This is a genomic window from Aquibium microcysteis, from assembly GCF_014495845.1.
GTDB lineage: Bacteria > Pseudomonadota > Alphaproteobacteria > Rhizobiales > Rhizobiaceae > Aquibium > Aquibium microcysteis.
In genome coordinates, this window is the sequence record NZ_CP061080.1 from 901,354 (window position 1) to 914,501 (window position 13,148).

General features: G+C 64.0%; 14 protein-coding genes. 11 read left to right on the forward strand and 3 right to left on the reverse strand.

Annotated elements, in window-relative coordinates; genetic code table 11:
• The first annotated feature begins 8 nt into the window (after positions 1-8).
• From IAI54_RS04080 to sufA, 11 genes are all read left to right on the forward strand, one after another.
• On the forward strand, positions 9-1,835 hold the full coding sequence (locus IAI54_RS04080) for a hypothetical protein (protein WP_187971141.1): 1,827 nt from the start codon (positions 9-11) through the stop codon (positions 1,833-1,835).
• Positions 1,836-1,889: 54 nt separating this feature from the next.
• Positions 1,890-2,936 (forward strand): zinc-binding metallopeptidase family protein, encoded by a 1,047-nt coding sequence (locus IAI54_RS04085; protein ID WP_187971142.1) that lies wholly within the window; start codon positions 1,890-1,892, stop codon positions 2,934-2,936.
• Positions 2,933-3,148 carry a hypothetical protein gene (locus IAI54_RS04090; protein ID WP_187971143.1) on the forward strand — a complete coding sequence of 72 codons (216 nt, stop codon included), beginning with the start codon at positions 2,933-2,935 and terminating at the stop codon, positions 3,146-3,148. Before IAI54_RS04085 ends, IAI54_RS04090 begins: the two co-directional genes overlap by 4 nt.
• Positions 3,145-3,327, forward strand: a complete 183-nt coding sequence (locus tag IAI54_RS04095) for a hypothetical protein (protein WP_187971144.1) — start codon at positions 3,145-3,147, stop codon at positions 3,325-3,327. The genes IAI54_RS04090 and IAI54_RS04095 overlap by 4 nt, the downstream gene beginning before the upstream one ends.
• Before the next feature lie 597 nt (positions 3,328-3,924).
• Positions 3,925-4,296, forward strand: a complete 372-nt coding sequence (locus IAI54_RS04100; RefSeq protein WP_187971145.1) for a MarR family winged helix-turn-helix transcriptional regulator — start codon at positions 3,925-3,927, stop codon at positions 4,294-4,296.
• 38 nt (positions 4,297-4,334) lie between these two features.
• Entirely contained in the window at positions 4,335-5,372 is a 1,038-nt protein-coding gene (locus IAI54_RS04105; protein ID WP_187971146.1) for a tyrosine-type recombinase/integrase, read from the forward strand.
• A 76-nt stretch (positions 5,373-5,448) separates the two neighbouring features.
• Entirely contained in the window at positions 5,449-7,227 is a 1,779-nt protein-coding gene (locus IAI54_RS04110; protein WP_187971147.1) for a GmrSD restriction endonuclease domain-containing protein, read from the forward strand.
• A 104-nt stretch (positions 7,228-7,331) separates the two neighbouring features.
• Positions 7,332-7,586 (forward strand): hypothetical protein, encoded by a 255-nt coding sequence (locus tag IAI54_RS04115; RefSeq protein WP_187971148.1) that lies wholly within the window; start codon positions 7,332-7,334, stop codon positions 7,584-7,586.
• Positions 7,587-7,623: 37 nt separating this feature from the next.
• The gene (locus tag IAI54_RS29100) at positions 7,624-7,749 is read left to right on the forward strand and encodes a hypothetical protein (RefSeq protein WP_275403601.1); all 126 of its coding nucleotides are present in this window, start codon (positions 7,624-7,626) and stop codon (positions 7,747-7,749) included.
• Positions 7,750-8,144: 395 nt separating this feature from the next.
• A complete protein-coding gene (gene tig, locus IAI54_RS04120) occupies positions 8,145-9,620 on the forward strand; it encodes a trigger factor (RefSeq protein WP_187973006.1) in 1,476 nt (491 codons plus the stop codon).
• 198 nt (positions 9,621-9,818) lie between these two features.
• Positions 9,819-10,205 carry a Fe-S cluster assembly scaffold SufA gene (sufA, locus tag IAI54_RS04125; RefSeq protein ID WP_187971149.1) on the forward strand — a complete coding sequence of 129 codons (387 nt, stop codon included), beginning with the start codon at positions 9,819-9,821 and terminating at the stop codon, positions 10,203-10,205.
• 27 nt (positions 10,206-10,232) lie between these two features.
• Here the strand turns inward: sufA and IAI54_RS04130 are convergent, their stop codons facing one another.
• The 3 genes from IAI54_RS04130 to IAI54_RS04140 all read right to left on the reverse strand — a co-directional run bounded on the left by IAI54_RS04130 (position 10,233) and on the right by IAI54_RS04140 (position 13,034).
• Positions 10,233-10,730, reverse strand: a complete 498-nt coding sequence (locus IAI54_RS04130) for a GFA family protein (protein WP_187971150.1) — start codon at positions 10,728-10,730, stop codon at positions 10,233-10,235.
• A 133-nt stretch (positions 10,731-10,863) separates the two neighbouring features.
• The gene (locus IAI54_RS04135) at positions 10,864-12,444 is read right to left on the reverse strand and encodes an inorganic phosphate transporter (RefSeq protein ID WP_187971151.1); all 1,581 of its coding nucleotides are present in this window, start codon (positions 12,442-12,444) and stop codon (positions 10,864-10,866) included.
• A gap of 113 nt (positions 12,445-12,557) precedes the next feature.
• Positions 12,558-13,034, reverse strand: a complete 477-nt coding sequence (locus IAI54_RS04140; protein WP_187971152.1) for an NUDIX hydrolase — start codon at positions 13,032-13,034, stop codon at positions 12,558-12,560.
• Positions 13,035-13,148 lie beyond the last annotated feature (114 nt).

Below are 13,148 nucleotides of genomic sequence, written 5' to 3' on the forward strand. Positions count from 1 at the left end.
AGGCTGACATGACCGACGAAACTTTGCAGATCGAACGTCCCGGTAACGCGACCACAGGGACGCCGAGCGGGCTCCCCAAGGGCATCATCGAGATCGCCCCCGGCGTCACCATGACGGCGCCCACGGAGGGGCTGGACGTGGTTCGTGGCTCGGGTGACGTCACCTATGTGCGAGTCACCGGGTACTCCACGGGCGGTTTCTGCCCCGACGTGGCCTACGCTAGGGACGCCGCCGCGGAAGAGGTTCTGCGGGCCGCCGTTCGCGGTGAATGGTCGCCGGCGAACCATGTCCACATCATGACCTCCCGGACCGCTGCGGGCGGGGACGGCCCATACTTCCTGCGGGCCTCGGTGGCCCATGACGATCTCAATCCGTGGCGCGGTGAGGACTTCTGGAACAAGCACTGGCTGCGCTGGATCGAGCACCTTCCGCGCCCCTCGAAGGCAGTTCCGGGCAACCTTGCCTACTACCAGTCGCCGGCCAAGCGGGCGGCCGATATCGAGACGCCGATCAAGCCCGGTCGCTACCTCCGGAAGTACTTCGCGGACATCCTGTCCGAGGATGACATCCAGCGCCTGGGCATCGCTTGGCAGGCCGCCACGATGCCGCCGGAACTCCACGTGACGCAGGACGCCGACGAGATCGAGGCTGTCTACCGTGGCCGCTACAACGGCTCCTGTATGCACTTCGGGTCTGGCGATTGGGGGGGCGGCTGCCACCCGGCGCGTGTCTATGCCGGCCCGGACCTCGGCATTGCGTACATCGGGGAGCGAAACTCCGCTGCCGCACGGTGCCTCGTGTGGCCCGAGAAGAAGCTCTACTACCCGAAGTGGTACGGGGACTATCACCGGCTGGAGCTGGCGCTCGGCCTGGCGGGCTGGAAGGCTGGCAGCGAATGCGACTTCGAGGGGGCCCGCATCCGGCGCTTCTACGACGCGGACGGGGACTTCTTCACTGTCCCCTACTGCGACACCCACGACGGGGCGGAGGACGACGGGCGCTACCTGCGCCTGACGGACGACGGCCCCATCTGCCTGCGCCAGACCAACGGGACCAGCGTCGAGCACCCGCAGGCCCGCTACTCCTGCGACGAGTGCGGGGGGCGTGTGGGCGAAGACGATATCCACTACGTCGAGAGCACTGAGCGGGACATCTGCGGCGACTGTCTGCGGCGCAACTACACCTTCTGCGACCTCACCCGCGCCTACCATCGGGACGAAAACTTCGTCGACTCCGCAGGAGGCTTAGACATCAGCCTAGAGGCGGTCGAGCGGGGCCTCGCGTACCTCTGCGAGGGATCGGAGCTTTACTACTCGGACCGGGTCGCTCGGGTAGAGATGGCCAACGGGGAGACGTGGTCTTCCGCATGGTTCACCCGGCACGGCGGGGTCTGCGCCTACGACGGGGAGAACTACCCGCAGGACGAGCTGGAGGACGTCGGGGACGGCCGGATGGTCGCTTCCGACAACCTCGACGACGCCCGCGCGGATGCCCTGTTCATGACCCAGAAGGGCCGTGACGAGCACCCGGACCAGCTCACCTTCGACGACAAGCTGGCGTTGACCGCAGACGACTTCCTGGCCGCCCCGGAGCCCGCCGGTTGGGGGGCCTTCAAGGCTCAGTTCACGGCCTGCTACGGCAGCGACGCTTACGCCCACGATCCCCGCGCGGCGAGGGAACAGGCTCTCTCACTCCTGCGGGAGTATGGGGTCGCCCACGTCCGGTCATGCGCGGGAATTGACCGCATCCTCCCGTCGCTGCGGCTGGCCTGCATGGGCCTGCTCGCAGCCCTCGACGAGGCTCCCGCTGCGGAGCCCCTCCCGCTGGCGGCCTGAGAGTCGCCCGTACCCACCGTCTCCCACACCACTGACCATCAGGAGGTTGCCCACATGGCGCAGCGCAGACGCCGCACGTCCGACGAGCGGACCATCATCGACATGCACACCTATATGCGGCCGGCCGGTTCCCTTACCGAGACCGAGTTCGCGGAACGTTTCCTCATGCCGCTGGGCTTCGAGCGGGACAGAGGGCAGAACCTCGTCCTGCGGATCGGGGACAGTCCGTCGATCCTCTGGTCCTCGCACATGGACACCGTCCACATCCGCGAAGGCCGCCAGAAGGTCCACTTCGACGGCACCATGCTGGCCCTGACGCGGGACGCCAAGAAGGGCGCGTCCAACTGCCTCGGGGCCGACTGCACGGCCGGCGTCTGGCTCATGACCGAGATGGTCAAGGCGGGCGTCGAGGGCCTCTACGTGATCCACCACGCGGAGGAGGAGGGCTGTGTCGGGTCGAGCTGGCTCGCCAAGGACCCGGCATTCTTCGCCGGGATCAACGCCGCCATCGCCTTCGACCGCTTCGGTTACGAGAGCATCATCACCCATCAGGCCGGCGGGAAGGGCGCTTCCGACGAGTTCGCCAAGTCCCTCGCGGGCATCCTCGGGGGCCGCTTCGGGATCGACAGACGCGGGGTCTACACCGACACCAACGAGTACCGCGAGCTTGTGCCCGAGTGCACGAACATCTCGGTCGGATACTTCGACCAGCACACCCGCTGGGAGCACCTCGACGTGCGCTTCCTGATCGGCCTGCGGGACACCCTCGTGGCCGCCGATTGGGGGCGATTGGTGATCGCTCGGGACCCGAACGAGCAGGACTACGACAACTTCACGGGCCGGTCGAAGTGGCGGAGCTTCTCGCCGCCGGCCGCCTCCGACAGGCGCTACCCCGGCGACGACCTGGAGGGGATGATCAAGCAGTACCCCGACATCGCGGCCAACATCCTCCAAGCCTTCGGGGTCAGCCGGGAGGACTTCATGGACCAAGTCGCCGACTACTACGGCGGGGTCTTCGAGGAGGAGCCCGAGGAGGAGGAGGAAGAGGACTATTGGGACCCGCACTGCGCCAGCGCCGCAAACACGAGGAGGGCAGCATGAGCCAAGCTTGGATCATCCGCAGCAAGGCCACCGAGCGGTTCGTCTCGGTGACCCACGGCACCCGCGTCGAGCGCAGCTACCACACCCGAAGCCACCCGGCGCGGGTCTTCTACAGCCGAGCCGAGGCCGCTGCCCTCTGCCAGCCGTGGGAGCGCCCGGAGCCCTTCATAATTCCCAAGAAGAGCATCCAGGCCCGGAGGAGGGCAGCATGACCCGGAAGGATTTCGAACTGATCGCTGCGGCCATCAATCGGGCCGCGCAGCGGGCCGACAATGAGGGGGAGCACGGGACCGTCTACGATCTCGCCTGCGACCTCGCCGGGGAACTGACCAAGACCAACCCCAAATTCGACCAGCGCCGCTTCCTAGTGGCGTGTGGTGTGGAAGTCTGAGGTGTGAATGGAGGATCTGTGGAGGTAAGCCATGACGCCGCATGAGGCGTGCATCCTCTTCGGTGCAGTGATCAGTGGGGGCACGCTGATCGCCGGCATCGTGGCGGTTTGCCTGAGTTGGTTCTCCCGTCGCTAGCGGGGGGACGGGGGCGGTGGTAGGAATAAAATCCTTGGATACGTCTCAATTGGGATTTACAACTGCCGCAGTAGGCATCTACAGGTTGCCTAGTTCGTCCCGGCAACGCGACCGGAACGAGGGACCTGAAACTTTTGGGATGATCGAGAAGTGATCAACATAAGAAAAGTGACAAGCGTGAGTAAAGCCGAGCCCAGCATCGGGGAGATCACGTACGCGATCGAGTTTCTCACCACGGCATTGCGTGCTTTGGCCGATGGGCACTCCAGCGAGAGCCCTATGGTCGAGGATCCGCTGTTGTGGGGCTACTCGAAAATCAACGACATGGTCACTCCGATCCTCGCTCGGGGTCGGCGGGAGGCCAGCCAAACATAAGCAATCGCGTACGTCACCCCTTGTGCTACTTTACGGTCAGGCCGTAAGGCCTGCGGGCATAGCAAGAGAGGGACAGGTACGTGTTCATGGCTACGAACGTGGGGAATGGTCCGGCCTTGGGCCGGCTCGTGTCGGCACTTGAGGAGTTCCGACAGATCGCCCCCAAGATGGAAGTGAACCAGATGGTGATCTTCCTCCTCATCGCGCAGAAGCGTGGGATCAAGATGACCGAATTGGGCTCCCTGACGGGCCTCTCTCGGTCGTCGGTCTCCCGCAATGTGCTGGCGCTGTCGAAGGAAGCGTACACCGACAGCCGCCGCTCGAACCCTGACGGACTGGACCTCGTGACCACCCTCACGGACCCGTTCGACAGCCGCAGCAAGATCGTCGCGCTGACCGCCAAGGGCACGGAGATTGCCCGCCGGGTGGTCGCCAAGCTCACACCACCAGATCAGTAGGAGACCAAGGAATGGCACGGAAGAGAGGAAACAGGTGGATGGCTGACGTGAGGCTCCCGGACGGGACCCGCGCACGCCCGACATTCGACACCGAGGCGAAGGCTGATGCCTGGGAGGCGACCGCCAAGCTCGCACTCGCCGAAGGCAAGGCTCTTCCGGGCACGTCCACGGGTAAGGCCGGCAATCGCGACCTGTCCACCCTTGGCTCCCTCTTCACCCACGTCTCGCGCACCCATTGGGCCGAGCAGAAGTCGGCCGACACGCTGATCCGCCAGGGCCGAAAGGTTGTCGAATTTTTTGGCACCAATCGTCCCGTTGCCGGGATCACTTCGGCCGACATCGCCGACTACCGCGCCACTCTCGTCGAGCAGGGCCTTTCGAAGTCCACCGCAAACCGGCGTTGTGCCGCGCTATCCCTGATGCTGCGCAAGGCCGTCGACAGCGGCGTCATGGCGAAGTCGCCCAAGTTCACCTTCTCGAAGGAACAGCAGACCAAGTTCCGGCTGGTCGACGAGACCGAGGAGAGGGCGATCCTCGCCTTCTGGGACGCCCACGGCGTCGAGGAGCAGGTCCACCTGACGACGCTCCTGATCGACACCGGCGCTCGGTGCTTCTCCGAGATGATCCCAGCGCAGTGGGACCACTACTCGTCCGGGTTCCGCTCGGTGACCTTCTGGAACACCAAGACCCACCGGCCGCGCACCGTCCCGCTGACCAAGCGGTCCCGGGAGATCGTCAAGGCCCGCCACGCTCTCTTCGGCGGGCATGCAGGGCCCTTTACGATGGTCAACAAGGAGACCATGCGGACCCGCTGGGACAAGATGCGGGACTTCCTCAAGCTGCACGACGTCACGCCGCATACGCTGCGCCATACGTGCATCAGCAGGTTGGTCGATGGGGGCGCTGACGTGAAGCGCGTCATGGAGTGGGCAGGGCACACGACCATCACCACGACGATGCGGTATATGCAGCTCCGTCCGAGGTCGCTGGAGGAGATGACGTCGATCCTGGAGAGGGCGTCAAAACGGCGCTCAAGGCACGAAGACCTTGACGAAGAGATGGACGAGGCCGCTTAACGCGGCTAACTAGCGTTAAGGCAATTCCCTTGTAGCTGTCACAGCCGTTCGCTTTATTGATTGAGGGGGGCAAGAATTGACTGTTTCACCAACTGGAATGAGTATCCAAGCGCTGTATCGCCTCTACCGGGATCAAAGTATATTAGTGAACCGGCAATACCAACGCAAATTGGTCTGGACTGTATCTGAAAAGCAAAAGCTCATTGATAGTCTGCTTAAAGATTACCCTTTGCCGCTTTTCCTGTTTGCAGAGGTGACGGACAAAGAAGGGCGTGCTGTGATGGAGGTCATTGACGGCATGCAGCGACTCAATGCCATTTTCAGCTATATCGAACATGGGTTCACTTGGGACGAGCAGGCGTTCGATATCGAAGAGTTTGCGCGGGCTCGGCAGGCGGCGGAGGCGGGGCTCTTCAAGACTTTCGGTGTGGATGTGAAGAGGTTGGATGCCAAGTCCTGCGCAAACTTGCTTGATTATCAACTCGCCGTTACAATTTTCCCAGGAGAACAGCCGGACCGCATCACGCAGGTGTTTGGGCGAATAAATTCAGGAGGTAAGCAACTCAGTGATCAGGAGCGGCGCCAAGCCGGCGTTCTCACTCCGTTTGCGGAGACTGTGAGGACTTTGGCTGCAGAAATTCGTGGAGATGTTTCTCGAGAAACACTTCTGCTCAGTCAGATGCCCGAGATTAGCATCGAGACCAGCCGCAACCCCCATGGCTACAACCTCAAAGCTGAAGATATCTTTTGGTGCTACCAAGGCATCCTTCGCACCGGCGACCTTCGCGACAGCGATGATGAGCAGGTATTGGCGGACATATGCGCATCCATTTTGTTCGAAGAGCCGGTCGAGGCTTCGGGGGATTTCCTCGACAAGCTTTACTCGCCGGGAACTCAAGAGCATACCGATGTTAACACCCGCCTTAACGTGTATGGGCGGGATCGTTTAATCCAGCACGTCAAGACGATATTTTCGATAATACGTAAGACTTTAGAGGAGTCGTCTACAGATCGGTTCTTCTTTCGTACGACAGTTTATCCGAAGCCGACTTCCAACGCGCAGAAGTCCCCGTTCTTTGCAGTTTTCATGGCGTTCTATTCTCTGCTGTACAAAGAGGGTATGACGCCGGCGAACGGGGCCGCGATAGTGAAATCGCTGAATAATCTCACTGAGAGGATCAAGGTGGGGCAGAAGCACATTAAGTCGGAAGATCGCAAGGAAAATGTCGCGGTCGTCAACGGACTTATCCGAGGCTCTTTCGTCAAAGCTGATGTGGACGCATTGACACATGGTCCTGGAATGCTTTTTGACTTCGAGAATTCAATCCGCAGGTCGAAGACTGAAACACCCCGCTACGAGTTCAAGCAGGGAATTCTTCGGCTTAATGATAGCCGCGATGCTGATGAGGCGCTACTTGTATCAGTGGTTGAAACAATGTGCGCGATTGCAAATATCGGTCCAGGCGCTGACGGTTACATTTTCTTCGGTATTGCAGATAAGCCGAAAGATGCCGAGCGAATAAAACAGCTCGATGGGATTGAGCCGTTTTCGTTTGAGCATGTTCAGATTGTCGGTATAGACCGGGAAGCTAGGGTTTTGGGACTGCAGCTTGATAAATACATTCGGAAGATTGAAGATGCTATTACTAATTCTGGCATGGTCGACCCGCTAAAGACACAAATCCTTAGCTCAATGGACGTTGTAACATTTAAGGGACACTCTGTACTCCGAGTGCGTATACCGAAGCAGACCGCAGTTTCCTTTGTGAAAGACCAATGCTTCGTCCGAAACGGCACGAGTACGCATACCGCAACGGGTCCACAGATCGCCGCAGTTACAAAATTGTTTATGTAGTTCGTCGGATTATCCCGCCGCCGATTTTCTCTACGTCAACCCTCACAGGGCCCTCGGTTTCACGACCGGGGGCCTTTTCTTTTTGCCCGATAGGAGACAGCCTGATGCGTAATGAGCGAGTTTTGATGCGAGATGCCGGCATAGTTGTGTCGCGTTTCCTGAACCTGCGCCACAACGACCTCACAGAAGACGACCTGCTCGACGAGGCGGCGATCCTCGTGAACGAGCGTGCCATAGCGGCGGTGGAGGTCGGATACGCCCCGCTGCCGCCGGAGCGGGTGCTGGACATGGCAGCGGCCCTCGCTGCTGTTGCGAAGGCGTGCCTCGACGTAGCGCCCGTGTTCGCGGGGAGGAACTGATGGCCAAAACCGAATCGGCGTCGACATCCTCGCCGACGTGGCCGGGCTCAGCTACGATCGCGTCAAGCTGGCGCTCTATCACATCATGATGGAGACCACGCAGGCCCCGTACGAAGCCCGCTTCCTCGCCGCCCGGCTGCAATGGCCGGAGCCGGCACCGTGAACCGCTGGCGGCTGCATAGCCTGCCCGCAGAACGGGGCGTGTCCGCCATCTTCGGCCCGGCCCGTCTATCGGCCTCGACCCACGCAGCCTTGAGGCTCCGCCTTGACAAAACCACACAGGATAATCATACCGCGTCCGACCGTGGCATCGGGAGGTGCCCGAGACTGTGCCCAAAAGTGTGCCCACTGTGCCCAGACTGTGCCCGTTACGCCCAGCCCGGCTCAACCAGATCAAGCACTTAGGGTCCAGCCTCAGGATTTAGGTTCCTGTGGCGCAAGCCGTGGGGGTTCAAGTCCCTCCACCCGCACCAGAAGCCACTCCCGGCAAAGGAATCCGGAAGGCGCGCGGCCGCATCGCTGTTGCGCCCCGCACCCCGTGAAGACAAAGGTTTGATGATGCAGGTAACCGAAACGCTGAATGCAGGGCTGAAACGGGAGATCCAGGTGGTCGTACCCGCCCAGGACATGGAAGCCCGGCTCCTTGAACGTCTGAACGACGCCAAGGGAAAGGTGCGGATAAACGGTTTCCGCCCCGGCAAGGTGCCCGTGCAGCATCTGCGCAAGATGTACGGCAAGTCGCTGATGGCCGAAGTCGTCAACGACATCCTGTCGAAGTCGACCTCGTCGATCCTCAGCGAGCGCGGCGAGAAGGCCGCCATGCAGCCCGAGGTCAAGATGACCGAGGACGAGAAGGAAGCCGAGAAGATCCTGGCCGGCCAGGCCGATTTCGAGTTCTCGATCGCCTACGAGGTGATCCCCGCCATTGAGATCCAGGACGTCTCGGGCATCGCCATCACGCGCGAGGTGTATGACGTTCCCGAGAGCGAGATCGACGAGCAGGCGCTGCGCATCGCCGAATCCGCCCGCACCTACACGACCAAGGACGGTGCGGCCGAGAACGGCGACCGCGTCACCATGGACTATGTCGGCAAGGTCGACGGCGAGGCCTTCGAGGGCGGCACCGACACCGGCGCCAACCTGGTGCTCGGCTCCGGCCAGTTCATCCCCGGCTTCGAGGACCAGCTCCTCGGCGTCAAGGCGGGCGACGAGAAGACCATCGAGGTCACCTTCCCGGCCGACTATCAGGCCGCGCACCTTGCCGGCAAGGCGGCCACCTTCGACGTCAAGGTCTCCGAGGTCTCCGCTGCCGAGCCGATCGAGCTCAACGACGACCTGGCGAAGAATCTCGGTCTCGAATCGGTCGAGCGCCTGCGCGACATCATCAAGACCCAGCTCGAGAACCAGTTCGGGTCGCTCACCCGCCAGAAGGTCAAGCGCCAGCTTCTCGACGCGCTCGACGCCGCCTACAGCTTCGAGGCGCCCGGCCGCCTGGTGACGGCCGAGTTCAACAACATCTGGCTGCAGGTGACGCGCGACCTCGAGCAGGCGGGCAAGACCTTCGCCGACGAGGACACGACCGAGGAGGAGGCGCGCGCCGAGTACCAGCGCCTCGCCGAGCGCCGCGTCCGCCTCGGCCTGGTGCTGGCCGAGATCGGCGAGAAGGCGGGCGTCCAGGTCAGCGACGAGGAGATGCAGCGCGCGCTGTTCGACTTCGTGCGCCGCTATCCCGGCCAGGAGCAGGAAGTCTACGACTTCTATCGCAAGAACCCCAACGCGCTCGCCGAGCTGCGCGCGCCGATCTTCGAGGAGAAGGTGGTCGACCACCTGCTCGCGCAGGTCAGCGTGACGGACAGGAAGGTGACCAAGGAAGAACTGCTGGCGGATGACGAGGCCGAGAAGGCCGAGACCGCCGAAACGGCGGACGCTGCCGAAGAGGCTCCGAAGAAGGAAGCCGCGCCGAAGAAGAAGGCGGCTCCGAAGAAGAAGGCCGCGAAGGCCGAGGACGCCGGCAGCGCCGAAGGCGCCGAATAGAGGCGCCGGCTCTCGATCGGGCTCTTTGCTGGGCGGCGCCGGATCTCCGGCGCCGCTCTTCGCTTTCGGGCGGGCGACCGTTCCGCGAATGGCCGGTTGCGGTCCTGGACCATGGCTGCGGCCTTGCGCCCGACGCCGAACTCTCCCATTTTAGTCTGGATTGATCCGGGCCGACCGGCCCGCGAACGAGGAGATCCCATGGGACGCTTTCAGGTGATGACGATGACCGATGGGGCGGCCGGCCGCGTCCGCGAGATCGTCGCGAGCCGCGAGGGTGCGCGGGGCGTACGCGTCGGCGTCAGGAAAGGCGGCTGTGCCGGGATGGAGTACACCGTCGAACTGGTGACCCAGCCCAACCCGGGCGACGATCACATCGAGCGCGACGGGGCGCATGTCTATGTCGCTCCGGAAGCGACGCTGTTCCTGCTCGGCACCGAAATGGGCTTCGAGACGACCAGGCTGCGCTCGGGCTTCACCTTCACCAATCCGAACCAGTCGTCGGCCTGCGGCTGCGGCGAATCGGTCGAACTGAAGCCGGCTGACCTGAAGGCCCTGGCCGAGGCGCGCGCCGCCGCAGGCGCCTGAGAGCTCCAGCCCGCGCCTGAGAGCGCCTCAGTCGACCCACAGGCCGCGGCGCCTGTGCCAGTCGGCGATGGATTCCTGCGGGTAGAGCTCGAAGACGTCGTCGCCGGGCCGGATGTCGGGCTCCACCCAGTCCGCCTTGTATTTCAGCATCAGGTGCACCCGCTGCGGCGCGCGCGGCAGGTCGCTGTCGATCGCGCTGGCGAAGGGGTGGACGAGGTCCGGCCATCGCGGGTCGAACAGCCAGAGCGCCGAACCGCAGCGCGTGCAGAACCGCCGCTCGCCCGACGACCGTTCGCAGCCGGGCCGTTCGTCGTCCTGGATCTCGGCGCGGTAGAGCCCGAGATGCGCTTCTCCGGTGACCGACAGCGTGCGCGCGTCGGCGCCGAGGTTGATCGCAAAGCCGCCGCCGCCCTGCTGCTTGCGGCAGATCGAACAGTAGCAGTACTGGTAGGGAACCGGCGTATGGCTGTCGACGGAGAAGCCGACGGCGCCGCAGCGGCAGGAGCCGTGAAGTCGAAGGGGCATGGATCTCTCCTCTTGAGCATGTCTCGCGGAAGTGGGCGCCGGTTTGCGGCGGAAGACATGCGCGCGAACGAAGACCTGACCCGGCCGGAGCGAAACTTCAGGTTCGCGCGACGCTTCGGGTGCGGGCGGGGAGTCAGCGCAGGGTTCCGAGCAGCAGGAAGACCCCGGAGGCGAGCAGGGCGGTCGCTGGCACCGTGACCACCCAGGCCGCGACGATGGTGGAGAAATGGGCGCGCCGCACCAGCCTGCGGCGGATGACGTCCTCGCGCGAGACCGGTTCCGTCGCGCCGGTCTCGGATCCGCCGTCGAAGTCGGCATCCTCCGCTTCCGGTTCCGCCTCGGCGACGCTGCCGTTCGCCCGGCGCTCTGCGCGCAGCCGCTCCGCCTTGCGCTCCATGTAGGCGCGGCGGCGCGGCGAATTGGCGGTATACCATTCGCGGAAGAAGCCGACGCCGAAGACGGCGCCAACGGCGATATGGGTGGAACTGACCGGCAGGCCGAACCATGACGCCACGATCACCGTCAGGGCCGCCGACAGGGCCACGCAGAAGGCGCGCATCGGGTTCAGCTTGGTGATCTGCTCGCCCACCATGCGCACCAGCCTCGGCCCGAAGAGAAGAAGGCCGAAGGAGATGCCGAAGGCCCCGATCAGCATGACCCACAGGGGGATGGCGACTGCTCCGTCCACGCCGCCGCTGCGCACCGTCTGGACGATGGCCGCCAGCGGACCCACCGCATTGGCCACGTCATTGGCGCCATGCGCGAAGGACAGCAGCGCGGCCGAGACGATCAGCGGCAGCTTGAACAGTCTGCGCAGCGACTGGTTGCGGTTTTCCATGCCGGCCGACTGCCGCCGGACGAGCATCTGCGAGAGGCCCCAGGTGAGAAGGAAGGCGCCGCCGCCGATCACCAGGATGGAAGTGCCGTCGAGACGGATCAGCTTGGACAGGCCCTTGGTCGCCAGATAGGCGGAAAAGGCGCCGGCCATGATGCCGATCAGGATCGGCACCCACAGCCGTGCGGCGCGGATCTTGTCGTCCTGATAGATGATGCGAGCCTTGATGAAGGCGAGGAAGCCGGCCGCGATCAGCCCGCCGAGCAGCGGCGAAACCACCCAGCTGGCCGCGATGCCGCCCATGACGCCCCAGTCGACGGCGGCCAGGCCCGCCGCGGTGATGCCGGCGCCCATGACGCCGCCGACCACCGAATGGGTGGTCGACACGGGTGCGCCGATGGCCGTGGCGAGATTGATCCAGATCGCCGAAGCGAAGACGGCCGCCATCATGGCGCGCACGAAGATGGCGGGGTCGGCGACGGCGGCGGGATCGATGATGCCCCTCGAGATCGTCTGCACCACGTCGCCGCCGGCGATCAGGGCGCCGGCCGTCTCGAAGACGGCGGCCAGCATCAGCGCCCCGCCCATCGTGAGCGCCCGCGCGCCGACCGCCGGCGCGACGTTGTTGGCGACGTCGTTCGCGCCGATGTTCAGCGCCATGTAGGCACCGATGGCGGCGGCGGCGACGATGGCGATCGCGCCCGGATCGCCGGCCGTGAAGATGGCGACCGCCACGGCGACGAAAGCCATGAAGAACAGCGCGATGCCCGGTGCCACCAGGCCGCGGGCGAGGAAGGTCGTCGCTTCCTCGACGCGGACGAGCTTGTCGAGATCCTTGTCGAGCGTCGTCTTGCGCGTGCTGTCTGTCGTGTCGGCCATCGGACGCCTCCGTGCTCAGGCGCTGGCTGCGGCGAAAGCGCCGGCGCGGCGCGCGAGGGACGCAGACGCGCCTTCTGTCATCGTCATGTCCGGGAGACCGCGCGTTTGCGCCGCTATGCGGCTGGATTGAATTCGGCGAGGATCGCGGCGAGTTCGGGCTCGCGCACCCGGCTTGCGCCGTGCTGCGGCGAGAACCATTTGCGCACGCGCTGGCCCTTCTCGGGCCATTTGGAACAGACCTTCTCCACCTTGAGCGGGAAGACGTGAACCTCGCAGCGCTGCTCGAGCCCCGATTTCAGGTTCTTGCCGTAGAAATACCGGCCGACTTCCTGTTCCGACATCGTCCCCACCAGCCCCGCTTCCTCGCCCGCCTCGCGAAGCGCGGCCTGCCAGCGGTGTTCGCCCGCTTCCGGCCATCCCTTGGGCAGCACCCAGCGGCCGGTGTCCCGGCTCGTGATCAGCATCACCTCCACGCCCTCGTCGGTCATGCGCCAGGGTAGCGCCGCGACCTGGATACGCGCCGGGACGCCGCCCAGCATGCGCCGGACTCGCTCGAGGGATGCGGTGAAGCTGCGCTGGTTGAGAAGCATTTCTTCCTTTCGGTTCCGGCGAAACAACTTTGCCAGCTTAGGATCGGATCCGCAATCCGGCACGTGCCGGATGACACCGATCCTCCGTCCGCGGGTGCCTGCAGAACCGCCGAC